The 25,178-nt window shown below is 60.8% G+C and carries 22 protein-coding genes; 8 read left to right on the top strand and 14 right to left on the bottom strand.

Annotated elements, in window-relative coordinates:
* The first annotated feature begins 8 nt into the window (after positions 1-8).
* Together ACJ8J4_RS22645 and tsgA are read left to right on the top strand one after the other, a co-directional pair.
* Complete coding sequence (locus tag ACJ8J4_RS22645; RefSeq protein ID WP_025304527.1) at positions 9-989, top strand: LacI family DNA-binding transcriptional regulator; 981 nt, start codon at positions 9-11, stop codon at positions 987-989.
* Positions 990-1,180: 191 nt separating this feature from the next.
* Positions 1,181-2,365, top strand: coding sequence for an MFS transporter TsgA (gene tsgA, locus ACJ8J4_RS22640; protein ID WP_025304528.1), 1,185 nt, complete (start codon positions 1,181-1,183; stop codon positions 2,363-2,365).
* Between the two features lie 55 nt (positions 2,366-2,420).
* Here the strand turns inward: tsgA and ACJ8J4_RS22635 are convergent, their stop codons facing one another.
* The gene (locus tag ACJ8J4_RS22635) at positions 2,421-3,689 is read right to left on the bottom strand and encodes a cytosine deaminase (protein ID WP_319637010.1); all 1,269 of its coding nucleotides are present in this window, start codon (positions 3,687-3,689) and stop codon (positions 2,421-2,423) included.
* Between the two features lie 303 nt (positions 3,690-3,992).
* Between ACJ8J4_RS22635 and nirB the strand changes: the two genes are divergently transcribed.
* Genes nirB through cysG form a run of 4 tightly spaced genes read left to right on the top strand, consistent with a single transcriptional unit; the run spans position 3,993 to position 9,137 of the window.
* Entirely contained in the window at positions 3,993-6,542 is a 2,550-nt protein-coding gene (gene nirB, locus ACJ8J4_RS22630) for a nitrite reductase large subunit NirB (RefSeq protein WP_060448459.1), read from the top strand.
* Positions 6,539-6,865, top strand: a complete 327-nt coding sequence (gene nirD, locus ACJ8J4_RS22625; protein WP_038878129.1) for a nitrite reductase small subunit NirD — start codon at positions 6,539-6,541, stop codon at positions 6,863-6,865. The genes nirB and nirD overlap by 4 nt, the downstream gene beginning before the upstream one ends.
* A 16-nt stretch (positions 6,866-6,881) precedes the next feature.
* Complete coding sequence (gene nirC / locus ACJ8J4_RS22620; RefSeq protein WP_049206055.1) at positions 6,882-7,682, top strand: nitrite transporter NirC; 801 nt, start codon at positions 6,882-6,884, stop codon at positions 7,680-7,682.
* A gap of 51 nt (positions 7,683-7,733) precedes the next feature.
* Positions 7,734-9,137, top strand: a complete 1,404-nt coding sequence (gene cysG, locus ACJ8J4_RS22615) for a siroheme synthase CysG (RefSeq protein ID WP_049206053.1) — start codon at positions 7,734-7,736, stop codon at positions 9,135-9,137.
* Positions 9,138-9,188: 51 nt separating this feature from the next.
* Here cysG and trpS read toward each other — a convergent pair whose 3' ends face one another.
* The 12 genes from trpS to pilM all read right to left on the bottom strand — a co-directional run bounded on the left by trpS (position 9,189) and on the right by pilM (position 19,218).
* The gene (gene trpS / locus ACJ8J4_RS22610; RefSeq protein ID WP_025304534.1) at positions 9,189-10,196 is read right to left on the bottom strand and encodes a tryptophan--tRNA ligase; all 1,008 of its coding nucleotides are present in this window, start codon (positions 10,194-10,196) and stop codon (positions 9,189-9,191) included.
* Positions 10,197-10,198: 2 nt separating this feature from the next.
* Positions 10,199-10,897, bottom strand: coding sequence for a phosphoglycolate phosphatase (locus tag ACJ8J4_RS22605; protein ID WP_089181414.1), 699 nt, complete (start codon positions 10,895-10,897; stop codon positions 10,199-10,201).
* Positions 10,890-11,567 (bottom strand): ribulose-phosphate 3-epimerase, encoded by a 678-nt coding sequence (gene rpe, locus ACJ8J4_RS22600; protein ID WP_004930320.1) that lies wholly within the window; start codon positions 11,565-11,567, stop codon positions 10,890-10,892. Before rpe ends, ACJ8J4_RS22605 begins: the two co-directional genes overlap by 8 nt.
* A 50-nt stretch (positions 11,568-11,617) precedes the next feature.
* The gene (dam, locus tag ACJ8J4_RS22595) at positions 11,618-12,430 is read right to left on the bottom strand and encodes an adenine-specific DNA-methyltransferase (RefSeq protein ID WP_025304536.1); all 813 of its coding nucleotides are present in this window, start codon (positions 12,428-12,430) and stop codon (positions 11,618-11,620) included.
* An 84-nt stretch (positions 12,431-12,514) separates the two neighbouring features.
* Positions 12,515-13,528, bottom strand: coding sequence for an SPOR domain-containing protein (locus ACJ8J4_RS22590; protein WP_043138896.1), 1,014 nt, complete (start codon positions 13,526-13,528; stop codon positions 12,515-12,517).
* A gap of 156 nt (positions 13,529-13,684) precedes the next feature.
* Entirely contained in the window at positions 13,685-14,785 is a 1,101-nt protein-coding gene (gene aroB / locus ACJ8J4_RS22585) for a 3-dehydroquinate synthase (RefSeq protein WP_043138898.1), read from the bottom strand.
* A 106-nt stretch (positions 14,786-14,891) separates the two neighbouring features.
* The gene (gene aroK / locus ACJ8J4_RS22580) at positions 14,892-15,413 is read right to left on the bottom strand and encodes a shikimate kinase AroK (RefSeq protein WP_004391482.1); all 522 of its coding nucleotides are present in this window, start codon (positions 15,411-15,413) and stop codon (positions 14,892-14,894) included.
* A 349-nt stretch (positions 15,414-15,762) separates the two neighbouring features.
* Complete coding sequence (gene hofQ / locus ACJ8J4_RS22575) at positions 15,763-17,007, bottom strand: DNA uptake porin HofQ (RefSeq protein WP_080287124.1); 1,245 nt, start codon at positions 17,005-17,007, stop codon at positions 15,763-15,765.
* Positions 17,004-17,366, bottom strand: a complete 363-nt coding sequence (locus ACJ8J4_RS22570) for a HofP DNA utilization family protein (protein ID WP_164068193.1) — start codon at positions 17,364-17,366, stop codon at positions 17,004-17,006. The genes hofQ and ACJ8J4_RS22570 overlap by 4 nt, the downstream gene beginning before the upstream one ends.
* Positions 17,359-17,853 carry a hypothetical protein gene (locus ACJ8J4_RS22565; protein WP_193402987.1) on the bottom strand — a complete coding sequence of 165 codons (495 nt, stop codon included), beginning with the start codon at positions 17,851-17,853 and terminating at the stop codon, positions 17,359-17,361. The genes ACJ8J4_RS22570 and ACJ8J4_RS22565 overlap by 8 nt, the downstream gene beginning before the upstream one ends.
* Complete coding sequence (locus tag ACJ8J4_RS22560; protein ID WP_043138905.1) at positions 17,846-18,385, bottom strand: PilN domain-containing protein; 540 nt, start codon at positions 18,383-18,385, stop codon at positions 17,846-17,848. The genes ACJ8J4_RS22565 and ACJ8J4_RS22560 overlap by 8 nt, the downstream gene beginning before the upstream one ends.
* Complete coding sequence (pilM, locus tag ACJ8J4_RS22555) at positions 18,385-19,218, bottom strand: pilus assembly protein PilM (RefSeq protein ID WP_043138911.1); 834 nt, start codon at positions 19,216-19,218, stop codon at positions 18,385-18,387. The genes ACJ8J4_RS22560 and pilM overlap by 1 nt, the downstream gene beginning before the upstream one ends.
* A 121-nt stretch (positions 19,219-19,339) precedes the next feature.
* Between pilM and mrcA the strand changes: the two genes are divergently transcribed.
* Positions 19,340-21,898 (top strand): peptidoglycan glycosyltransferase/peptidoglycan DD-transpeptidase MrcA, encoded by a 2,559-nt coding sequence (gene mrcA / locus ACJ8J4_RS22550; RefSeq protein WP_025304544.1) that lies wholly within the window; start codon positions 19,340-19,342, stop codon positions 21,896-21,898.
* Between the two features lie 51 nt (positions 21,899-21,949).
* Here the strand turns inward: mrcA and nudE are convergent, their stop codons facing one another.
* Complete coding sequence (gene nudE, locus ACJ8J4_RS22545) at positions 21,950-22,504, bottom strand: ADP compounds hydrolase NudE (RefSeq protein WP_015379304.1); 555 nt, start codon at positions 22,502-22,504, stop codon at positions 21,950-21,952.
* A 445-nt stretch (positions 22,505-22,949) separates the two neighbouring features.
* Here nudE and ACJ8J4_RS22540 point away from each other — a divergent pair, with 445 nt between their 5' ends.
* Positions 22,950-25,085 (top strand): intracellular growth attenuator family protein, encoded by a 2,136-nt coding sequence (locus ACJ8J4_RS22540; RefSeq protein ID WP_025304545.1) that lies wholly within the window; start codon positions 22,950-22,952, stop codon positions 25,083-25,085.
* Positions 25,086-25,178 lie beyond the last annotated feature (93 nt).

Here is a 25,178-nt window from a genome sequence, read left to right as displayed (position 1 = left end):
GTTGGACGATGGTGACACTGGAAGATGTCGCGGCGCTGGCGGGCGTATCGCGCGCCACCGTATCGCGGGTAGTGAACGGCGACAGCAACGTCAAGGCGCCGACCCGCGAGAAGGTTGAACGCGCCGTCGCCCAGCTCGGTTATACCCCCAACCCGGCGGCCCGTGCGCTCGCCTCCAGCCACAGCAATACCCTCGGGTTGGTCACGACGTCGTACCGCGGTGGCTTCTTCGGCGCGCTGATGGACTTCGTGCAGACCGAGGCCGAATCCCACGGCAAGCAGCTGCTGGTGACCCAGGGCCGCAACAGTGCCGAAAACGAATGGCAGGCGGTGCAGCGACTGTTCAGCCTGCGCTGCGACGGCGTGATCCTGCACGTGCGTTTTCTCAGCGACGATCGGCTGCGCCAGCTGGCGGCGGAGCAACGTGATTTCGTGTTGCTCGATCGTCTGGTGCCGGGGCTGGAAGACCGCTGCGTCACCTTCGATCACCCGCTTGCCAGCCGCATGGCGACGCAGCAGTTACTCGACGCCGGGCACCGGCGCATCGCCTGCATCAGCGGCCCGCGCGAGCGCCCGTCGAGCCGCCTGCGGCTGCAAGGATTTGAAGAGGCGATGCAGGCGGCGAATATCGAGCCGGTAGCCTGTCTGGAGGGCGTCTACGATCTGGAAAGCGGTTACCGCTGCGCCGATCATCTGCTGCAGCAAACCGCACTGCCCAGCGCCATCTACTGCTGCAACGAAGAGATGGCGATCGGCGCGCTGCTGGCGATCAACGAGCACCGCCTGCGGGTACCGCAGGATATCTCCTTGATCTGTTACGACAGCGGCGAACGCGCACCTTTCGTGCGCCCGGCGTTGAGCAGCGTACATTTTCCCATCAGCGAAATGGCCCAATACGCGGCGCGCAGGCTGATCGACCCTGCCACCCCGGCGCACCGGTTTGAGCCGACGATCATCAACCGTGATTCCATTGTGACGGTACGCAAATAGATCACAATAATGCGTATCATCCCTTCATGGGTTGCATCAAAAAATCGACAGCCATCACAAAAAATCCCGTTGTCTGTGCTAGGATCCGCCCCCTGGTGGCCTGATCGGGACTTTTTTCTGCGTTTGCCAGGAAAAGCCAGCGGCCTTATGCCAGCTTTAAAACCTCTAACAGACATATTCAGGCCTATACAATGAATGACAGTAACCGCATACGGCTTACCTGGATCAGCTTCTTTTCGTACGCGCTGACCGGTGCTTTAGTGATCGTCACAGGGATGGTGATGGGAAACATTGCAGAGTACTTTAATCTGCCGGTTTCCAGCATGAGTAACACCTTTACTTTCCTCAACGCCGGTATTTTGATTTCGATCTTCCTCAATGCCTGGCTGATGGAAATCATCCCGCTGAAGCGTCAGTTGATCTTCGGCTTTGTCCTGATGGTGCTGGCGGTCGCAGGGCTGATGCTCGGCAAGAGCCTGACCATGTTCTCGCTGTGCATGTTTATCCTCGGCGTGGTGAGCGGCATCACCATGTCGATCGGCACCTTCCTGATCACCCACATGTATGCCGGCCGCCAGCGCGGTTCGCGCCTGTTGTTCACCGATTCCTTCTTCAGCATGGCCGGGATGATCTTCCCGATCGTCGCCGCGATGCTGCTGGCCCGCCATATCGGCTGGTACTGGGTTTATGCCTGCATCGGCCTGCTGTACGTGGGGATCTTCGTGCTGACCCTGTGCTCCGACTTCCCGGTGCTGGGCAAGAAAGGCGCCGATGCCGGTCAACCAGTCGAGAAAGAAAAATGGGGCATCGGCGTGCTGTTCCTGTCGATCGCCGCGCTGTGCTACATCCTCGGCCAGTTGGGCTTCATTCAGTGGGTGCCTGAGTACGCCACCAAGTCGTTCAACATGGACATCGGCCAGGCCGGTAAGCTGGTGAGCGACTTCTGGACCTCTTATATGGTTGGCATGTGGGTGTTCAGCTTCATCCTGCGCTTCTTCGATCTGCAACGCATCGTCACCGTGCTGGCCGCGCTGGCTACCGGCGCGATGTACCTGTTCGTCAGCACCGACAATCCGGAGCACCTGGGCTACTACATCATGGCCCTGGGCTTCGTTTCCAGCGCCATCTACACCACGCTGATCACCCTCGGCTCGCTGCAGACTAAGGTCTCCTCGCCGAAGCTGGTCAACTTTATCCTGACCTGCGGTACCATCGGCACCATGCTGACCTTCGTGGTCACCGGCCCGATCGTGGCGAAAGGCGGCGCGCATGCGGCGCTGACCACCGCTAACGGCCTGTATCTGGCGGTGTTCGTGATGTGTCTGCTGCTGGGCTTCGTGACCAAGCACCGCAGCCACGGTCACGTGACGCACTGATTTCTTCGCATCAAATACATCAAGGGCGCCCGCAAGGCGCCCTTTTTTTTGCGCCTTAGCGCCGAAAATCCACCGTCTCCTCCTGCTGCAAATGCAGCGTGGTTTCCGCCGGCCGCGTTTCGGCGATCACCGCACCCTGGCGAATCGAATAACGCACCGGCGTCTGGCGACGCACCGCGTCGAAGCCGCTTTCCGCCGGCAGGATCACCAGGTTGGCGCTGTTGCCGGCCGCCAGGCCGTAGTCGCTCAGGTTAAGCGTGCGCGCGCTATGGTGGGTGATCAGCTTCAGTCCGTCGTCGATTTGGCCATAGCCCATCAGCTGGCACACGTGCAGCCCCATGTGCAGCACCTGCAGCATGTTGGCGGTGCCGAGCGGGTACCAAGGATCGAACACGTCGTCATGGCCGAAACAGACGTTGATCTCCGCCTCCAGCATCTCCTTCACTCGGGTCACGCCGCGCCGTTTCGGGTAACTGTCGAAACGGCCCTGCAGGTGAATGTTCACCAGCGGATTGGCGACGAAGTTGATGCCGGACATCTTCAACAGACGGAACAGCCGCGAGGCGTAAGCGCCGTTGTAAGAGTGCATCGCCGTGGTGTGGCTGGCGGTGACTTTCGCTCCCATCTCTAGCTTCAGTGCCAGCGCCGCCACGGTCTCGACGAAGCGCGATTGCTCGTCGTCGATTTCATCGCAGTGCACGTCCACCAGCCGATCGTATTTTTGCGCCAGCGCGAACGCCTTATGCAGCGACTCCACGCCGTACTCGCGGGTGAATTCGAAGTGCGGAATGGCGCCCACCACGTCGGCCCCAAGCCGCAACGCTTCTTCAAGCAACGCTTCGCCGTTGGGGTAGGAAAGGATCCCCTCCTGCGGGAAGGCGACAATCTGCAGCGTCACCCAAGGCGCCACTTCCTGCTTCACCTCCAGCATGGCGCGCAGCGCGGTCAGCGTGGGATCGGAAACGTCGACGTGGGTGCGCACATACTGCACGCCGTTGGCGATCTGCCACTTAAGCGTTTGCCAGGCGCGCTGTTTGACGTCTTCATGAGTCAGCAGCGCTTTGCGTTCAGCCCAGCGCTCAATGCCCTCGAACAGCGTGCCGGACTGGTTCCAGGCCGGCTGACCGGCGGTCTGCGTGGTATCCAGGTGGATATGCGGTTCGACGAACGCCGACAACGCCAACCCGCCCTGCGCATCCAGCACGTCGCTGCGCCACTCCTGTCCTTCCGGCTGTGGCACCAGATGCGCGATGCGCCCCTGCTCGATTGCCAGTTGCCACAATCCTTCATGCCCGCTTAAACGCAGGTTGTCGATAAACTTCAATGGACGTTTCGCCACCCTTCACCTCTGCCGTTGCGCTGGTTTTCTTCATCATACTGGCAGCGGATCGCGCTGACAAAGTCGCCGTGCCATGCCTACCCCTTGCGTTTACTCCCTGCGGGGTAATTTACCTGCAAACTGACTCGCTTCAGCTAAAGATGAATAAAATCCGCAACTTATCAAAAAACGTGAAAAATCATTTATATACCACATTGGAGGTATATGGGAGTGTGATTGATTTGCATCAATAAATTGCTCATCGGGAGGGATAAGGTAACCCTAGGAAACCAGAATTTTGAGGCAATAATGAGCAGAGTCAAACTTGCCGTCGTCGGCAATGGCATGGTCGGCCACCGGTTCATCGAAGATCTGTTGGATAAAGCAGACAAAGACCAGTTCGAAATCACCATATTTTGCGAAGAGCCGCGTATCGCTTACGATCGCGTGCACCTCTCTTCCTACTTCTCTCACCACACCGCCGAAGAGCTGTCGCTGGTGCGCGAAGGCTTTTACGAAAAACACGGCGTAAAGGTACTGGTCGGCGAACGCGCTATCACCATCAATCGTGACGAGAAGGTGATCCACTCCAACACCGGCCGCACCGTCTATTACGACAAGCTAATCATGGCCACCGGTTCCTATCCGTGGATCCCGCCGATTAAAGGCTCGGATAGCCAGGACTGCTTCGTTTACCGCACCATCGAAGACCTGAATGCCATCGAAGCCTGCGCGCGCCGCAGCAAACGCGGCGCGGTGGTCGGAGGCGGGCTGTTGGGGCTGGAAGCCGCCGGCGCGCTGAAAAGCCTAGGGGTGGAAACGCACGTGATCGAGTTCGCTCCGATGCTGATGGCCGAACAGCTCGACCCGATGGGCGGTGACCAGCTGCGCCGTAAGATCGAGCGCATGGGCGTCAAGGTACACACCGGCAAAAATACCCAGGAGATCGTCAACGGCGGCGGCACGGCGCGCAAAACCATGCATTTCGCCGACGGCAGCCTGCTGGAAGTGGATTTCATCGTGTTCTCCACCGGCATCCGCGCCCAGGACAAGCTGGCGCGCCAGTGCGGGCTGGAGATCGGCCGCCGCGGCGGCATCGCCATCAACGACAGCTGCCAGACGTCGGATCCGGACGTGTACGCCATCGGTGAGTGCGCCGCCTGGCGCGATCGCACCTTCGGTCTGGTGGCCCCGGGGTACAAAATGGCGCAGGTGGCCGTCGATCGCCTGCTGGGCCGCGAAAATGGCTTCCAGGGCGCCGACATGAGCGCCAAGCTGAAGCTGCTGGGCGTGGACGTCGGCGGCATCGGCGATGCACACGGCCGCACCGAAGGCGCCCGCAGCTACGTTTATCTGGATGAAAGCAAAGAAGTCTACAAACGCATCGTGGTCAGCGCCGACAATAAAACCCTGCTCGGCGCAGTGCTGGTGGGCGACACCAGCGACTACGGCAACCTGCTGCAGCTGGCGTTGAACGGCATCGAGCTGCCGGAGAACCCGGACGGCCTGATCCTGCCGGCCCATGCGGGCAGCAAACCGGCCATCGGCGTGGATTCGCTGCCGGAAAGCGCGCAGATCTGCTCCTGCTTCGACGTCAGCAAAGGTGACATCATCCAGGCGGTCAACAAAGGCTGCCACACCGTGGCGGCGCTGAAGGCCGAAACCAAGGCCGGCACCGGCTGCGGCGGCTGCATCCCGCTGCTCACCCAGGTACTGAACGCCGAGCTGAGCAAGCAAGGCATCGAGGTCAACCACCACCTGTGCGAACACTTCGCCTATTCACGCCAGGAGCTGTTCCACCTGATCCGCGTCGAAGGCATCAAGTCGTTCGAGGCATTGCTGGCCAAATACGGCAAAGGCTACGGCTGCGAAGTGTGTAAACCGACCGTCGGCTCGCTGCTGGCCTCATGCTGGAACGAGTACATCCTCAAGCCGCAGCATACGCCGCTGCAGGATACCAACGACAACTTCCTCGGCAATATCCAAAAAGACGGCACCTACTCGGTGATCCCGCGCTCCGCCGGCGGCGAAATCACCCCGGACGGCCTGCTAGCCATCGGCCAGATCGCCAAGGAGTACAACCTCTACACCAAAATGACCGGCTCGCAGCGTATCGGCATGTTCGGGGCGCAGAAAGACGATCTGCCGGCCATCTGGAGCAAGCTGCTCGCCGCCGGCTTTGAAACCGGCCACGCGTACGCCAAGGCGCTACGCATGGCGAAAACCTGCGTCGGCAGCACCTGGTGCCGCTACGGCGTCGGCGACAGCGTCGGCTTCGGCGTCACGCTGGAACATCGCTACAAAGGTATCCGCACCCCGCACAAAATGAAGTTCGGCGTCTCGGGCTGCACCCGCGAATGCGCCGAGGCGCAGGGTAAGGACGTCGGCATCATTGCCACCGAGAACGGCTGGAACCTGTACGTCTGCGGCAACGGCGGCATGAAACCGCGCCACGCCGACCTGCTGGCCGCCGATCTCGATCGCGAGACCCTGGTGCGCTACCTCGACCGCTTCATGATGTTCTATATCCGCACCGCCGATAAGCTGCAGCGTACCTCGGTATGGCTGGAGAGCCTGGAAGGTGGCATCGATTACCTACGCAAGGTGATCGTCGACGATAAGCTCGGCATCAACGAGCAGTTGGAAGCGGAGATCGCCCGCCTGCGCGACGCGGTGGTCTGCGAGTGGAAAGAGACCGTCGAGCATCCGGAAACGCAGCTTCGCTTCGCTCACTTCATCAACAGCCCGCTGCGCGATCCGAATGTGCAGGTAGTGGCCGAACGCGACCAGCACCGCCCGGCGCGCCCTGATGAGCGCATTCCCGTCACCCTGATCGATACCGAGGAGAGCCACGCATGAGCCAGTGGATTACCGTTTGTCCCGTCGCCGACATTCTGCCCGGCACCGGCGTGTGCGCCCTGATCGGCGATCGGCAGGTGGCGGTGTTCCGCCCCTATGCCGACGAACAGGTGTTCGCCATCAGCAATATCGACCCGTTCGCCCAGGCCAGCGTGCTGTCACGCGGGCTGATCGCCGAGCATCAAGGCGAACTGTGGGTCGCCAGCCCGCTGAAGAAACAGCATTTCCGCCTGTACGACGGCCACTGTCTGGAAGATGACAGCCGTTCCGTCGCCAGCTTCACCAGCCGGGTGGTCGACGGCATCGTGCAAGTCGCGGCATAACCTTTCGGGAGGCAACATGTTTACCGACACGATCAACAAATGCGCCGCCAACGCGGCGCGCATCGTCCGCCTGGCGAAGGAGAGTCCGCTCGGCTTCTGGATCAGCTCGGCGATGGCGGGCGCCTACGTCGGCCTCGGCATCATCCTGATCTTCACCCTCGGCAACCTGGCCGACCCAAGCGTGCGGCCGCTGGTGATGGGCGCCACCTTCGGCATCGCGCTGACGCTGGTGATCATCGCCGGTTCCGAACTGTTCACCGGCCATACGATGTTCCTGACGCTCGGCGTCAAGGCCGGCACCATCCGCCAAAGCCAGATGTGGGCAGTGCTGCCGCAAACCTGGTTCGGCAACCTGCTCGGCTCGGTGCTGGTGGCGCTGATGTATTACTACGGCGGCGGTAGCCTGCTGCCGGTGGATACCAGTCTGGTGCACAGCGCCGCATTGGCAAAAACCACCGCGCCGGCCGAGGTGCTGTTCTTCAAGGGCGTGCTGTGCAACTGGCTGGTTTGCCTGGCGATCTGGATGGCGATCCGCGTAGAAGGCGCCGCCAAGTTCATCGCCATTTGGTGGTGTCTGCTGGCCTTTATCGCCTCGGGTTACGAACACTCCGTCGCCAACATGACGCTGTTTGCCCTCTCCTGGTTCGGCAACCACAGCGAGGCCTACACCCTCACCGGCATCGGCCACAACCTGCTGTGGGTGACGCTGGGCAACATCCTGTCCGGCTCGGTGCTAATGGGTCTGGGGTATTGGTACGCCACGCCGCGCGCCGAACGCCCGCAGGCGGCGAAAGCCGCCGTACGTCAGACCGCCTAAGTTTTCGGGGGCGCATTTCGCCCCCACACTGATTACCCCCGAGGAGTGCCGATGGACTACCTGCCGATTTTCTGCCAACTGCAACACAAAGCCTGCCTGCTGGTCGGCGGCGGCGAGATCGCCGAACGCAAGGCGCGCCTGCTGCTGGACGCCGGTGCGGCGCTGACCGTCAACGCCGTAGACTTCACCCCGCAGTTCCGCCTGTGGGCGGCAGAAGGCCGGTTGACGCTGGCCGAAGGCGAATTCAGCCCGGCCCTGCTGGTGGAAAAATGGCTGGTGATCGCCGCTACCGACCGGCTAGAGGTCAACGCACGGGTGTATCAGTGCGCCAACCAGCAGCGGGTGTTCTGCAACGTGGTGGACGATCCGAAACGCGCCAGCTTTATCATGCCGTCGATTATCGACCGTTCGCCGATCATGGTCGCGGTGTCCTCCGGCGGCAAAGCACCGGTGTTGGCGCGGCTGCTGCGCGAGAAGCTGGAAGCGATGCTGCCACAGCACCTCGGCAAGCTGGCCCAACTGGGCGGCTCGCTGCGCCAGCGGGTAAAACAACGCTTCAGCAGCCTCGGCGCGCGTCGGCGCTTCTGGGAACGGTTGTTCGCTCACGATCGGCTGGCGCAGTCGCTGGCCAACGACGACGCCGCGCTGGCTGAACGCCAGCTCGAGCAGCTGTTCAGCGAACAGCCGGCAGATCGCGGTGAAGTGGTTCTGGTGGGCGCCGGGCCGGGCGATGCCGGCCTGCTTACGCTGAAAGGGCTGCAACAAATCCAGCAGGCCGACGTGGTGGTTTACGACCGGCTGGTCTCCGAAGAGATCATGACGCTGGTGCGCCGCGACGCCGAGCGTATCTTCGTCGGCAAATGCGCCGGCCACCACTGCGTGCCGCAGGAGCAGATCAATCAAATCCTGCTGCAGCAGGCGCAGCAAGGCAAACGCGTGGTGCGCCTGAAAGGGGGCGATCCCTTTATCTTCGGCCGCGGCGGCGAAGAGCTGGAGACGCTGGCAGACGCCAACGTGCCGTTCTCGGTGGTGCCGGGCATTACCGCCGCCTCGGGCTGTTCCGCCTACAGCGGCATCCCGCTCACCCACCGCGACCATGCGCAGAGCGTGCGCCTGGTGACCGGCCACGCCAAGGCCGACGGTGGATTGGATTGGGCGACGCTGGCCGCCGGGCAACAGACGCTGGTGTTCTATATGGGGCTATCGCAAGCGGCTGAAATCCAGCGCCAGCTGATCGCTAACGGGTTGCCAGCCGCCACGCCGGTGGCACTGGTGGAAAACGGCACCTCTTGCCGCCAACGGGTGATCGAAGGGGAGCTCCGCCAACTGGGTTCCCTGTCATTGCAGGCCGCCAGCCCCAGCCTGATCATCGTCGGCAGCGTGGTCAGCCTGCGCAGCAAGCTCAATTGGTTCGCCAGCGAAGAATCGCCTGCCAACCTGGCGCAAATGGCGTAAGACCTACGTAAAAAAAGCGGCCTATGGCCGCTTTTTCTATTTGCGCCGGCGTTATGCCTGCGGCGGTACGAAACCGACAGCCTGATAGACCTTCGCCAGGGTTTCCTGCGCGCGTGCGCGGGCTTTGGCGGCGCCGTCGCGCATGACCTGCTGCAGGTAGGCTTCATCGTTGCGGAAGCGATGGTAGCGCTCCTGCAGCTCACCCAGCATGCCGGAGACGGCTTCCGCCACCGCGCCTTTCAGGTGGCCGTACATCTGGCCTTCGAACTCGGCTTCCAACTGCGCAATGCTCTTGCCGGTCACACCGGCGAGGATATCCAGCAGGTTGGAGACGCCCGCTTTGTTAACCACGTCGTAACGCACGACAGGCGGCTCTTCCGAGTCGGTCATTGCGCGTTTGATCTTCTTGGTCACCGCTTTCGGATCTTCCAGCAGGCCGATCACGTTGTTGCGGTTGTCGTCCGACTTGGACATCTTCTTGGTCGGTTCCTGCAGCGACATCACGCGCGCGCCGGATTTAGGAATAAACGGCTCCGGCACTTTGAACACGTCGCCGTACAGCGCGTTGAAACGCTGGCCCACGTCGCGGCTCAGCTCCAGGTGTTGTTTCTGGTCTTCGCCCACCGGCACCTGGTTGGTTTGATACAGCAGAATATCCGCCGCCATCAGCACCGGATAGCTGAACAACCCAGCGTTGATGTTCTCGGCGTAGCGCGCGGATTTGTCCTTGAACTGCGTCATGCGGCTCAGTTCGCCGAAATAGGTGTAGCAGTTCAGCACCCAGCTCAGCTGCGTGTGCTCAGGCACGTGCGACTGCACGAAGATGGTGCTTTTTTCCGGATCGATACCGCAGGCCAGGTACAGCGCCAGCGTATCCAGCGTGGCCTTGCGCAGCTTCTCGGCGTCCTGGCGAACGGTGATGGCATGCAGATCGACGATGCAGTAGATGCAGTCGTAGTCGTCCTGCATCTGCACCCACTGACGCAGCGCACCCATGTAGTTGCCGATGGTCAGTTCGCCGGACGGCTGCGCGCCGCTAAATACGATGGGCTTACTCATGTTTAAATTTCCTGATTCTCTAAAGATGACAGCCCAAGAGCGGGCAACAAATCGGCGAAGCGCTCCAACACCCGATCGGGGTGGCTCAGGGCGATCGATTCACCGTAGTTATAACCGTAGGTAAAGCCGACGCTCGGGCAACCGGCGCCCTGTGCGGCTTGAATATCGTTGCGCGAGTCGCCGACGAACAGCAGTTCATGCGCGCGCAGCCCAAGCTTGCCAAGCACCAGGTACAGCGGTGCCGGGTGCGGTTTCTTTTCCGTCACGTCGTCGCCGCCGATCACCAGCGAGAAATAATCGCCAATGCCCAGCGATGCCAGCAGCGGCGCCACGAACGGCGTCGGCTTGTTGGTCACCAGCGCCATCGGGTAACCGTGTGCAGCCAGTCGGGCCAGCGTCTCTTGCACCTGCGGGAACAGGCGGCTGCCGCTGTCAACGGTCTGCGCGTAGAAATGGTCGAAACGCTCACGCAGCCGGCTGCACTGCGCCGGCGTGCCTTCCGCTTCCGCCCAGCGCAGCGCGCGTTGCACCAGCACGTCGGCGCCGTTGCCGATCCAGGTGCCGACCCGTTCCTCACCCGCTTGCGGCAGGCCCGTCTCTTCCAGCGCCATATCGATGGCCGCCGCCAGACCCGGCGCGCTGTCGACCAGCGTGCCGTCCAGATCGAAGGCCAATGCGCGGATCGCGCCGAAATCAGCCATGGGTAACCTTCGCCAGCTCGCTGCGCATCTCGTCGATCACCTTGCGGTAGTCCGGCTGGCCAAAGATGGCGGAACCGGCGACGAACATATCGGCGCCCGCGGCGGCGATTTCAGCGATGTTATCCACCTTCACACCGCCGTCGACTTCCAGGCGGATATCTCGACCACTGTCGTCGATCAATTTGCGCACCTGGCGCAGCTTGTCCAGAGTACCGTGGATGAACGATTGGCCGCCGAAGCCCGGGTTGACCGACATCAGCAGGATCACGTCGATTTTATCCATCACGTAATCGAGGTAGCTCAGCGGCGTCGCCGGGTTGAACACCAGGCCGGCTTTACAGCCGTGCTCTTTAATTAGCTGAATGGTGCGATCGACATGCTCGGAAGCTTCAGGGTGGAAAGAGATATAAGACGCGCCTGCCTTGGCGAAATCAGGCACGATGCGGTCCACCGGCTTGACCATCAGGTGCACGTCAATCGGCGCAGTAATGCCGTAGTTGCGCAGCGCTTCGCACACCATCGGACCGATGGTCAGATTGGGCACGTAGTGGTTATCCATCACGTCGAAGTGCACCACGTCGCCGCCTGCAGCCAGCACGTTAGCGGTATCTTCACCTAACCGGGCAAAATCTGCCGACAGAATGGACGGGGCAATCAAAAACTTTTTCATCCGCTTCTCCAAACGTAGGGTCGAGTTGTTATGCGCCGGGGTGCCCCGGCTTAGCGATACAGCGCCAAAAGCTCGTTCACTTTGCTGCGGCCGAGAATGTTGCGGCTGATTGTGCGGCGCGCTTTCACCACATACAGCGCAGCATTCTGGTACCAGTCGCGCGTCAGCTCGGTATCGTGATTGGAGATCAATACCGGTACCTGGCTCTCTACCGAGAGCTGGTGCGCCAGTTGCGCCAGGCTCTGCTGATCGGCGATGCTGAAGCTGTTGGTGTGGTAAGCGGTGAAATTCGCCGTCGCCGACAGCGGCGCATAAGGCGGATCGCAATACACCACGGCACCGGCCACGGCCTTCGCCATGGTATCGCGGTAATGCTCGCAGACAAAAGTGGCATTGCGCGATTTTTCGGCAAACCAGTAGAGCTCTTCTTCCGGGAAGTACGGTTTCTTGTACCGGCCAAACGGCACGTTGAACTCGCCGCGCAGGTTATAGCGGCACAGGCCGTTATAGCAATGACGGTTCAGGTACAGGAACAGCAGCGCCCGGCGGTAAGGCTCGGTGCTAGTATTGAACTCTTCTCGCAGCAGGTAAAACTGATCCGAGTTATTGAATTCATCGGCGAAAAGGGTGCGGGCATCGCGCACGAAGTCATCCGTGCGCAGCTTAACGATGTTATACAGGTTGATAAGATCGCTATTGATGTCGGCGAGAATGTAGGCGTCGTAATCCGTATTCAGAAAGACGGATCCCGCACCCACGAAGGGCTCGATTAAGCAGTCTCCCGCCGGCAGATGGCGACGAATCTCATCTACCAGCGGGTATTTTCCACCAGCCCATTTTAAAAAAGCGCGGTTTTTCTTCATGCCGTCAATTAGCTACTTATACAATTCAGAGCGGCGGATTGTACTCTGTTTCAGACAGCACATCAGCGCACAAATTTAAATGATTTATTTTTTAAGATCTTGCTGCACTTGGTGTACAGGTCGGACCCACGGTTTTTTCGCCTGCACATCCGCCGGCAACGAAGCAATGGCGCGCTTCGCTTCCGCAGAAGACGCATAGTTGCCGCTCACCAGCACGTACCACGGTTTGCCGTCACGCTTGGTGGCGTACACCAGGTAGTTCTGCAGCTTCTGCTGTTTGGCGTAGGCGTTCAGCGTGTCGGAACGCGAAGCGCTGCTCAGCTGCAAGGTATAGTGGCTGCCCGGCGCAGACTGCAGTGAACTGCCGCTGCTGGCGACCGCTCCCGCTTTCACGGTGGAAGACGGCTTGGCCGGCGGCGTATACACCGTGGTCGGTGATTTATGCTGCGTCGCGGTCGGTTTGGTGGCGGCGGTTTTCGCCGGCGTTTTATGCTGTTGCGGTGCGGTGCCCTGCACAGGACGCGTCGCTTCGCGCGCCGCGGCGCCGCTCATCACCGTCGCCGGTGCGGTCGGCAGCGTCGACGCTGCGCCGGTCATGCCTTGAGTCGCGGCATCCACCTGCCCCTGCTGCTGCGACAGCGCATCCGCCATGTTGCCCGGCAAATCGACGCGCTGCTGCGCGCCGCCCTGCTGAGGCTGCGTTTGCGCTTCGGTCGGTGTGCCGGAGATCGGCGGAACGCTGACGTTCTGCGGTTGCTGCGGCTGAGTCGCGCTCACGCCGTTGTTATCGTGGGTATCCGTCGTGCCGCCCGGCACGCCGTTATTGGCGGTGGTCAGCGACGAAGAACCGGACAGGTTGATATCGCGGGCCGCGCCGTTTTGCGCGCCGCTCTCCTGAGCCGCTTCATGTTTGGTTGGCGCCTTCAGGGCGGAACCGATGCCGATAATCAGCAGCAACAGCACCAAAATGCCGATGCCAATCATCAAATGCTGGCGCGAAACGGCGAAGCGCGGCGCGGCGGCCGGCTTGCGCGAACGCGTAGGACGACGATCGCTGCTATCAGGTCTGAGATCGTCTTCCGGTTTAAACTCGTCCATCTGAAACCCTCCAACTAGAGGCAAAAGCCCACCACCGTAGACCTACCGTGGCACGGGCAGATTAACCCGATGATGGCAAAGCGACACCCGTCGTGCTCTGCTCACTGTATTAATATAGATGCAAATGGCGGCTAAGCCACTGTTACTTAGTCCGATTTAATTACGCTGCTGCTCAGGCAAGCAGGCGGCGATCGACGCCAGCACCAGCTCATGCCCTACGCCGCCGCGCACTTCCGCCGCACCGATCATGGTCGGCAGCACCAGACGCAGTTCACCCGCCAGCACTTTCTTGTCACGCAACATGTGCGGCAGATAGGATTCCGGCGTCATTTCCTGCGGCCCGCAGACCGGCAAGCCGGCGCGCAGCAGCAGCGCTTTGATACGTTCGATGTCTTCAACAGAGAACTGGCCGAGACGGTGCGCGGTTTCCGCCGCCATCACCATGCCTGCAGCCACCGCTTCACCGTGCAGCCACACGCCGTAGCCCATCTCGGCTTCGATAGCATGACCGTAAGTATGGCCCAGATTCAGCAGGGCGCGCAGACCGCTTTCGCGTTCGTCGGCGGCCACCACCTCGGCCTTCAGTTCGCAGCAGCGGCGGATACAGTAGGCCAACGCCTGCATATCCAACGCCATCAGCGCATCGATGTTATTTTCCAACCAGACGAAGAACTCGCGATCGAGGATGATCCCGTATTTGATGACTTCGGCCAGGCCGGAAGAGAGTTCACGCATCGGCAACGTTTTCAGGCAATCCAGATCAACCACCACCGAAGCGGGTTGATAGAAAGCGCCGATCATGTTTTTGCCGAGCGGGTGGTTGACGGCGGTCTTGCCGCCTACGGAGGAGTCCACCTGCGACAACAGCGTGGTGGGAACCTGAATGAAGCGCACGCCGCGTTGGTAACACGCGGCGGCAAAACCGGTCAGATCGCCGACAACGCCGCCACCGAGGGCGATCAGCGTGGTATCGCGACCGTGCGGTTTTTCGAGCAGCGCCGAAAACACCTGCTCCAACACCGCCAGAGATTTGTACTGCTCACCATCGGGAAGAATCACCTGATCCACCACGACGCCGCTCTGCTCCAGCACCTGCCGGACACGCTCGAGATAGAGCGGCGCCAGGGTCTGGTTGGTGACCAACATCGCTTGCTCACCCGCCTTTAACGGCATAAAAGAAGCCGGATCGTTAAACAATCCGGCGGCAATGGTAATCGGGTAGCTGCGCTCCCCAAGCGTTACAGTAATTCTCTCCATGTCGCGCTCAGTTCTCTGTATGGTGCGGCGGTGGTTGATCCCCGCAACAGCGGGGAACACAAATCAGTTTTTCGCATTGGCCGACGGCGAACGCGAAAATTGGCAATCAGTTGCTTTCCAGCATGTTGATGATCTGGTTAGCAACCACTTTAGCGCTCTGATCGTCGGTGCGGATGGTGACATCGGCAATCTCTTCATACAACGGATTACGTTCTTTCGCCAAGGCTTCCAGCACTTCACGCGGCGGAGAATCAACCTGCAGCAGCGGGCGTTTTTTATCACGCTGAGTGCGAGCCAGCTGCTTCTCGATCGTGGTTTCCAGATAGACCACCACGCCGCGCGCGGACAGACGGTTGCGCGTTTCGCGCGACTTCACCGAACCGCCGCCGGTCGCCAACACAATCCCTTGTTTTTCCGTCAGTTCATTAATGACTTTTTCTTCACGATCGCGGAAACCTTCTTCCCCTTCCACGTCGAATACCCAGCCCACGTCAGCTCCGGTACGTCGCTCAATTTCTTGATCGGAGTCGAAGAACTCCATATTGAGTTGCTGAGCTAACTGACGGCCAATAGTGCTTTTGCCGGCACCCATAGGCCCAACCAGAAAGATATTGCGTTTCTCTGCCATGTTTTTCGGTATTACTAAGACAATTCGTTAATGTTAACCCGCCCCGCCAATCAAATCAGCGGCGGGACCTAAACTGAAACCTCATGAGCGATAGTGCGAGATCAGACGAAAAATTATCTCAACACTCTTGGTAGTTTGGCAACCGAATAAATCGCAATCCACGCCGCGGGAGGGAAACCATATGTTTTTAACGGCGTCTTGACGCTAACAAAAAACCTCGGTGCTCAATTCGGTAACCCTTGTAAGCTAAATCGGCCGCAGCGTCAAACGCAGATCCCCCCAAGGGGATAAAAAAGTGTATCTGCTCATCAACTTTAGGAGATTTGCCGCCCAGCCGACAGGCAGCCGCTTATCCCTTAATCAAGGTCGGCGTAATGAAGATCACCAGCTCGCGTTTTTTCTGTTGTGCGCCACTTTGCCGGAACAAGCCCCCCAGCAGTGGCGCATCTCCCAATCCCGGCACCTTGTCCGCCGTCTTGCCGCTATGCCGTTGAAAAATACCGCCGAGCACCAGGGTTTCACCGCTTTTCACCGTGATCTGCGTCTTAATCTCCTGTTTATCGATGGTCAATGCCTCCCCCGCCCCGCGGCTGATGGCGCGCCCCGGCATATTTTGGCTGATGTGCAACGTCAGCGTGATGCGCCCGTCCGGCAACACTTTCGGCGTCACCTCCATGCCCAGCACCGCCTCTTTGAACTCAATCGCGGTCGCACCGCTGGCGCCGCTCGACACTTCATAAGGGATCTCCGTCCCCTGTTTGATGCTGGCGGTTTGCAGGTGCGCCGTCAGCAAACGCGGGCTGGCGATGATCTCCACCTGATTCTCCTGCTCCAGCGCCGTCAGCTCGAGGCTCAGCAAACGCCCGCTGATGCGCGCCAAATGGAAACCGGCGCTCACCGCGCTGCGCTCCAACGGCAGATTAACGCCGAGATTGCCCGGCCGCAGCGGCCGCGTCGGTTTTTCGTCGGCCGCCAATCCCCAACGCACGCCAAGTTCACGCAGGCTTTCGCTGTTGATGGTCACGATATGCGCCGCCAGCTGCACCTGTGCCAGCGGCGCGTCCATTTCCGTCACCCTTTTTTTCAACTGCGCCAGGATTGGCGCCGTGTCGCGCAGTAACAGCGTATTGGTGCGCTTATCCGCCAGCACGCTGCCACGCTCGCTGAGCAAGGCGCCGCGTTGAGCATTGAGGCTTTCGGCAATCTCCGCCGCATCGCCGTTTTGTAACGTCAGGGTCAAGCTGTGCAAAGGCTGCCGCTGCGCCAGCGCTTCTCGCTGCTGTTTTTTTTCCTGCGCGTCCGGCTCCGGGGCGACCAGCATCACGCTCCCCTCCCGCGTCATCGTCAGCTTGCCCATACGCAGGGTCAGCGCCAGCGCCTGAGGCCAGGGCACATTCTCCAGCCGCAGCGTCAGATTGCCGCTTACGCCGGGCGCGACGATCAGGTTCATCTGCCGATAATCCGCCAGCGCCTGCAGGATGACCGTCACTGGCGCATCCTGGAACTCCAGGGAAACCTGCTGTTTATCCTGCGCCTGGACGATGCCGAGCGACAGACACCACAACGCCACGCCCAATCCAGCGAGTCCTTTCATGGTTTGCCATCCTTGTTGTTGTCCATCATGAGCGAGATGTCGCCCTGGCTCGCCGGACAATCCGGTTCGGCCGCCAGCGCCGTTAACGTCAGGCTGCGCGCCCGCACCTGCGCCACCTGCCAACGCTCGTCCAGCACCCGCTGCTGCGGCCGCAGGCGCAACCACTGCCCTGCCGGTGTCACCACCCAGCCATAGCGCAGCGGCGGTTGCCCGATGACGCCTTTCAGTCGCCAGCCCGCCGGCGATGCCTCCTGATGGGCACAAACAGGCAGCGGAGGCGGCGCAAACGGATCGCGCGGTTCTGCACACAAGGCCCACGGCCATAGCAGCCACCACCAACGGCCCGGTCTTTTACTCATCGGCCTGCTCCTCGGCGGCATCCTGCAACACCAACCGCGCCGTCATGCCCTGCGGCGCCGTTTCCACGCTCAATTGTTCGAGACGCAAATCGGCGGGCAGCGCCTCCAACAGCGCCAACAAACCGGCATAATCAATGCGCAAACTCAGCGTTTGCCGCAGCGGTTTTTCCTGCCGCTGCCAGCGCAACAAGGCGCCCCCCGCTTGTTGCAGCACGTTCGCCAGATCGCCGGCGGTGGTCGGACCGATCGGCGTTGGCGGCATAGGGGCTTCCGGCGCCTCGTCCAGTTGGTGCTGTACCATGGAAATCTGTTGCAACAGGCGCTGTTGCCGCTCCGCCGCGTTTTCCCGCTGACGCCATTCGTCTTGCAGCAGCCAACCGCCGCCCAACAGCGCCAGCGTGCCGATGCCCAGCCCTTGCGCCACCAGCAATAGCCAGCCCGGCAAGTTCAGCCAAAAGCTCAGCCCGGATGACAAACGGCTATCCATCACGCCCCCACTGCGCCGCCAGATGAAAGGAATACAGACCGTCGTCCCGTTGCGTTACCTCAGCCAAACGCAGCCGTGGCAACGCAGGCATCCCCACCAGCCGCCGTTCGAACTGCGTGATGGCCGCAGGAGAGCGGCTCAATCCACGCAGCCGCAGACCGTTCGTCGCATCGCTGTCCAGCGCCGTGAGCCACAGCGGTGGAGGAATGCTGAAGGACAATTGCTGAAGCAACTGCAAATAACGCCGGTTATGTTGGCCGTTGCGCGCCTGCCGTTCGGCGCGGGCGCTGTGCAGCGCTCGCTGCGCCCGCTCTTGCTGCTGCTGATGGGCGAGCAACGTCAAGGCCGCCAGCTCTTCACCCAGCATCGTTAGCCGCGCCTGCCGCTGCGCCTGTTGGTGACGCAGTTGGCCGGCAACCAGAAACAGCGCCAGCAGCAGTAGCGTTACCTGCAACAGCAGCGCACCCAGCCAGAAACAGCCGCGCCGCCGATCGCGGCGCTGTCGCCAGGGCAGAAAGTTGACCTGATACATCAGCGATCCTCCTCGCGCAGCGCCAGACCACCGGCCAATGCGAACGCCGCAGGATGCGCAGGCAACGGTGGGCGCAACTGCGTGAAGGCGCTGAGCGGCGACCAGGCAAGGCAACCGGCGGGCAAGGCACCTGCCAGCACGCTGCCGGCATAGACCGGCCGATCGTCGCCCGCCGGCATCTGGGCTTGCAGCGCCCGCAGCGCCTGCGCGTCATCGTCGCCCGGCGCCAGACCAAAGGCGAACGCGCCGTCAGCCGGCGCCACCCACAGCCATTCTCGTTCGAGACGGTGCATCAGCCCCGCAGCGGGCGGTACGCCTGCCGCCGTCGCCATCATCCGCAGCGCACAAGGGGTGATATCGAGCGCTTGCGGATGTAGGCCAGCCTGACGCAAACAATGCAGCCACTGCTGCAGCTCCTGCCGCCGCGCGGCGGTCAGCAACAGCGCCGCCTCATCCGCCGGCGCGGTGCGATAGTCGAGCGCCAGCGTCTGGCCATCGAGCGGAAACTGCTTCAAACCGTGGCCACCGATATAGTCGCTGCGTTCCGGCTCGCGCAGCCGCGCGTCCGGCTGCGCCATGCGCTGCTGCAACACGCGCTGCGCCGGCAGAGCAATGCGTAAGGAAATATGTCGCGGCAGTTGAACGCGCCATTGCCGCAGCGCCCGGATCAGGAATTCGGAAGGTTCCAGGCAGCCATCGCGTAAAACCGCCTGCGGCAGCGCCTGCTGCCACCAGTGGCGCAACTGCCAGCCATTGCGGCGGCGTTGGGCCGCCACCGCGCGCACGCAGTCGATTTGTATATCCAGCCCCACCTGCCATGCTTGAGGGAACATGTTTCGCAAGCCTCCATAACATCAGATGATAAAAGAACATATCCATGTCGCAGGCTTGCCTTTATACTACCGCGCGGTTGTTTATAAACTGCCCAAATGACTTAGAAATGGGAAATCTCAGGTGAAGTTCGTAAAGTATTTACTAATCCTTGCAGTATGTTGCATCGTGCTGGGAGCAGCCTCGATTTTCGGCTTGTACAAATATGTCGAGCCGCAGCTGCCCGACGTCGCAACGCTGAAAGACGTACGGCTGCAGATACCGATGCAGGTTTACAGCGCCGATGGCGAACTGATCGCCCAATACGGTGAGAAGCGCCGCATTCCGCTGAAACTGGATCAAATTCCGCCGGTGATGGTGCACGCATTTATCGCCACCGAAGACAGCCGCTTCTATGATCACCATGGCGTCGATCCGGTCGGCATCTTCCGCGCCGCCTCAATCGCGCTGGTCTCCGGCCACGCTTCGCAGGGGGCCAGTACCATTACCCAACAACTGGCGCGTAACTTCTTCTTAAGCCCGGAACGCACCCTGATGCGTAAAATCAAGGAAGCTTTCCTGGCGGTACGCATCGAGCAGATGCTCACCAAGGATGAAATCCTTGAGCTGTATCTGAACAAGATCTATCTGGGTTACCGCGCCTACGGCGTGGGCGCCGCCGCACAGGTCTATTTCGGCAAAGACGTCAGCCAGCTCACCCTGAGCGAGATGGCGACCATCGCCGGCCTGCCGAAAGCCCCGTCTACCTTCAACCCGCTCTATTCGCACGATCGCGCCGTTGCCCGCCGCAACGTGGTGCTGTCGCGCATGCTGGACGAGCATTACATCACGCAGGCGCAGTACGATCAGGCGCGCGCCGAAGATCTGGTCGCCAACTACCATGCGCCGGAAATCAGCTTCTCCGCGCCGTATCTCTCCGAGATGGTGCGTCAGGAGATGATCAAGCGCTACGGTGAAAACGCCTATACCGACGGTTACAAGGTTTACACCACCGTCACCAAACGGCTGCAGCTGGCGGCGCAGGAGTCGGTACGCAACAACGTGCTGGCCTATGACATGCGCCACGGCTACCGCGGCCCATCCAACGTGTTGTGGAAAGTCGGCGAAGCGGCCTGGGATCGCAAACAGATTGTCGACTCGCTGAAAAACTTGCCGAGCTACGGCCCGCTGGCGCCGGCGGTCATCACCGCCGCCAACCCGCAGGAAGCGACGGCGATGCTGGCCGACGGCAGCAGCATTGCCCTGCCGATGGCCACCATGCGCTGGGCGCGGCCGTACCGTTCAGACACTCAGCAAGGCCCAACGCCGAAACGCGTCACTGACGTGGTGCAGACAGGTCAGCAGGTATGGGTGCGTAAAGTGAACGACGCCTGGTGGCTGTCGCAGGTGCCGGACGTCAACTCGGCGCTGGTCTCGATCAACCCGAACGACGGCGCGGTGAAAGCGCTGGTCGGCGGCTTCGACTTCAACCAGAGCAAGTTCAACCGCGTGACGCAGGCCCTGCGTCAGGTGGGGTCAAACATCAAACCGTTCCTGTACACCGCCGCGATGGATAAAGGCCTGACGCTGGCCACCATCCTGAACGATTTGCCGATCACCCGCTGGGATGCCGGCGCCGGCACCGACTGGCGGCCGAAGAACTCACCGCCGACCTACGACGGCCCGATTCGCCTGCGGCAGGGGCTGGGGCAATCGAAGAACGTGGTGATGGTGCGCGCAATGCGTGCGATGGGCGTCGACTACGCGGCGGAATATCTGCAGCGCTTCGGCTTCCCGGCACAGAACATCGTGCATACCGAATCGCTGGCGCTAGGTTCCGCCTCCTTCACCCCGATGCAGCTGGTACGCGGCTACGCAGTGCTGGCGAACGGCGGTTACCTGGTTGACCCGTACTTCATCACCAAGATTGAAGACGACAACGGCAATACGGTGTTCGAAGCTAAACCGAAAGTGGTGTGCAGCAGCTGCAACCTGCCGGTGATCTACGGCGACACCCACCGTTCGGCGGTGCTGTCCGACGACAACATCGAAAACGTCGCCACCTCGCAGGAAGGCAGCAACAGCACGGTGCCGATGCCGCAGCTTGAGCAGGTTACCCCGGCTCAGGTGCAGCAGGACGGTGACCAACAGTATGCGCCGCACGTGATCAGCACGCCGCTGGCCTTCCTGATCCACGATGCGCTGAACAGCAACATCTTCGGCGAACCGGGTTGGATGGGCACTGCCTGGCGTGCCGGGCGCGATCTGAAACGTCATGATATCGGCGGCAAAACCGGTACCACCAACAGTTCCAAAGACGCCTGGTTCTCCGGCTATGGCCCGGATACCGTGACGTCGGTGTGGATCGGTTTCGACGATCACCGCCGCGATCTGGGCCGTTCGACGGTATCCGGCGCTATCCCGGATCAGATTTCCGGCGGTGAAGGCGGAGCCAAGAGCGCCCAGCCGGCGTGGGACGACTTCATGAAGACCGCGCTGGAAGGCATTCCGGAGCAGAAAGTCACGCCGCCGCCAGGCATCATCAGCGTCACCATCGACAAAAGCAGCGGCAAGCTCTCCGGCGGTGGCGGTGGCAGCCGTTCCGAGTACTTTATCGAAGGGACGCAGCCGACGGACTACCCATCGCGCGATACCGGCACCACATTGACCGATCCGGGCGGTGAAAGCCACGAGCTGTTCTGATCGAAAAGGGCCAGAGAAATCTGGCCCTTTTTTTATTCGGCGCGAAGCGTATCAGCGCGACGCGCGCAAAAACGCCTCGGAGAGAAACAGCGCGCTGACGTTGCGCGCCTCACGGAAATCCGGTTCCGCCAGCAACGCCATCATGTTGGCGATCGGCCAGCGCACCTGCGGCAAGGGCTCCGGTTCATCCCCTTCCAGGCTCTGCGGGTAGAGATCGTGGGCCAGCACGATATTCATTTTGCTGGAAAAGTAGGATGGCGCCATCGTCAGCTTACTGAGAAAATCAAAGCGCTTCGCGCCGTATCCCACCTCTTCCATCAGCTCGCGGTTGGCCGCTTCCAGCACGCCCTCTCCGGGATCGATCAACCCTTTCGGGAAACCCAGCTCATAGGATTCAGTGCCCACCGCATATTCGCGGATCAGCAGCAGGTCATCGCCAATCACCGGCACGATCATCACCGCTTCGCGATCCGAAGGCCGCATGCGCTCATACACCCGCCGAACCCCGTTGCTGAATTCCAAATCGACCGACTCGACGTTGAACAAACGCGAACGCGCGACCGTTTCCACTTTCAGAATTTTAGGTTTTTGCAGGTGTTTATCCATGATTGCCTCAAAGAGGTTACCCAGGCGTGGACGGGGCAACCGAAATAATGATTGGCGTAACGCACGGCTCGTTGGCGCTCAAATGCTGACCAAATTCGATCCTGATCACATTGTGCGTTAAGGGCAAGCTCCGCCGCAACGAGCATGAACAGTAATTTACTTTCTTTTAACAAGCGTAGCCAGCGGCGGGCGATTTTCCGTACTGATTCAGCAAACAGCACGCATGAAAATAGGATAATGCCGATATCGACGGCAGAGGCCGGTTGCTAGTATCACGCAGGCAAGAATCAGTGATAAAATGGCCTTGCGTCATGAAGGAATGAGATCCAGAGCGAGAATCTGTTTGTTCCCTCATTAGTTCTGGGTGCCTCCTGGCGGTTTACTCCGTATAATATTCAGCTTTTCATCAGGTTGGCGAAATTCACGGGTGTGAGATGGGGATTGCATGAGCACAATAGTGTTGATATTGGCCTTAGTGCTTGTCTGCCTGATTGCCGCCGGCCTGTACCTGTGGTTCAAGGCCCGCAACCCGTCGGCGCTGGCGCACGCGTTGCCGTTTATCAAGCCTGCCCACCGCAAGCTGACCGATGAAGAGCGCGCCGCGGTCGAGTTCTACCTCAATCAGCAAAACAAGCTGAGCAACAAACTGTTGCCCGGCGGCGGCGCTACGCTGCCCGCAGCCAAACTGGCGCTCACCCCGCAAAGCGATAACGTTTATCCCGTCACGCACGCCATCACCCGCTACGGTCTGGCCAGCGACGATCCCAATAAATGGCGCTATTACCTCGATGCCGAAGAGGTGCATCTGCCGCCGTTTTGGGAACCCTACATCACCGCCGACAACCATGTGGAAGTGATCCGAACCCAGACGCTGCCGCTGGTGATTTCGCTCAACGGGCACTCGCTGAAAGATCATATTCACGACCGGCCGCAGCCGCCGGTGGTGACCGCCGCGCCGACCAAAAACGCTTCCATCCGCAAGGAAGAGAGCGAACATGTCGAGCTGGTGAACATTCGTAAGGAAACGCCGGAAGAGCATGCGCTGAACCGGCCGAACGGCATCCGTGAAGCCGTCATCATCTCCGCCGCGCTGCTGCTGCTGTTCTTCAGCCTGATCAGCCCGGTGCTGGTGATCCCGTGGATGATTTTCGTGGCGGTGCTGATGATCGCCTGGGGATGCTGGAACCTGTTCCGCCGTCCGGCGTCACGCGAGCTGAAAGAGATCCACTGCCTGCGCGGCACGCCGAAGCGCTGGGGCCTGTTCGGCGAATCCGGCCAGGGACAGATCAGCAACATTTCACTCGGCATCATCGATCTTATCTACCCGCCGCACTGGCAGCCGTACCTGACGCAAGACTTGGGCAAGACCACCGATGTGGACGTCTACCTCAATCGGCAGGTGGTGCGCCAGGGCCGTTTCCTCTCGCTGCATGACGAAGTGAAGAATTTTCCGCTGCAGCAGTGGGGCCGCAACGCGGTGCTGGTCGCCAGTTCGGCACTGGTACTGCTGTTGTTGCTGATCTATATCCCGCTCAATCTGCCGCTGACCCTCAGCATGGCCTGGCTGCAAGGCGCGCAAAAAGTGGAAGTGACCAGCGTACAGGCGCTGGAAGCTACGCCGCTGCGCATCGGCGACACCCTGAAGGTGCGCGGAAGCGGCATGTGCTATGTGCCGCCGCCGGCCAACGGTGGCGGCGCCGTCAATTTTGCGCCGTTCGATTGCTCCGGAATTTACTGGAACAACGCCGCCCCGCTGCCGCAGCCGGAATCAGAAGTCATAGACAAAGCGACGGCCCTGCTGGCCACGGTCAACAGCCAGCTGCATCCGAGCGGTACCGATCAGAAGATCAACCCGCAGCTGGCCAGCGCCATCGAGAAATCCGGCATGATCCTGTTGGATGACTTTTCTGATATCGTTTTGAAAACACAGGATTTATGCCAGGCAGAAAACGACTGTGTGCGGCTGAAAAACGCGCTGGTCAACCTGGGCAACGCCAAAAACTGGAGCGGCCTGGTGAAACGCGCCAGATCAGGCGCGCTGCAAGGCGTCAACGTCCTACTGCGCCCGGTAAGCGCCGAGTCGCTGGAAAGCCTGACCAAAGTGGCCACGTCGTCGTTCATCTTCAATGAAACGCGTCTGGCCGCCGCGGCGCTCAACAGCCCGCCGCCGGGCGGTTTCCTGATCCGCAGCGATGAAGGTCGACAGTTGGTCAGCCATCCGCAATCCTCAGCGCCGCAGAGCGAATACAACGCTCTTGACCAGTGGAATGAGTTGCAGCGCCTTTCCACTCTGCTGCTGCATACCCCATTCCAGGCGCAGGGGGTGATCACCAGCCTCAGCGTCGATGCCAACGGCACCCGCCACGTGGCGCTGCACAGCGAACCGGACATGATCACCCTGTGGCGCTACCTCGGTACCAGCCTGCTGTTGCTGGCGGTGGTCGTCAGCCTGGGCTATAACGCCTGGCGGCTGGTACAGCGTCGGCGCATCAATCAGCACCGCGTCGCCGATATCCAGCGTTACTACGACAGCTGCTTCAATCCGCAGCTCAATCCGATGTCAATGCGGCCGATGGCCTGAACCTGACGCCGGGGGTCTCCGCCCTGTCATCTGCTTATGCTACGCTAACGCTATTATTCTCATCTGCGGACCGCCCGTCGGTCCGCCCATGGA

Source organism: Serratia sp. CY47280, from assembly GCF_052168655.1.
Taxonomy (GTDB): Bacteria; Pseudomonadota; Gammaproteobacteria; order Enterobacterales; family Enterobacteriaceae; genus Serratia; species Serratia bockelmannii.
Note: the sequence above shows the minus strand (reverse complement) of the source record. Positions and strands in the feature narration are given on the sequence as shown.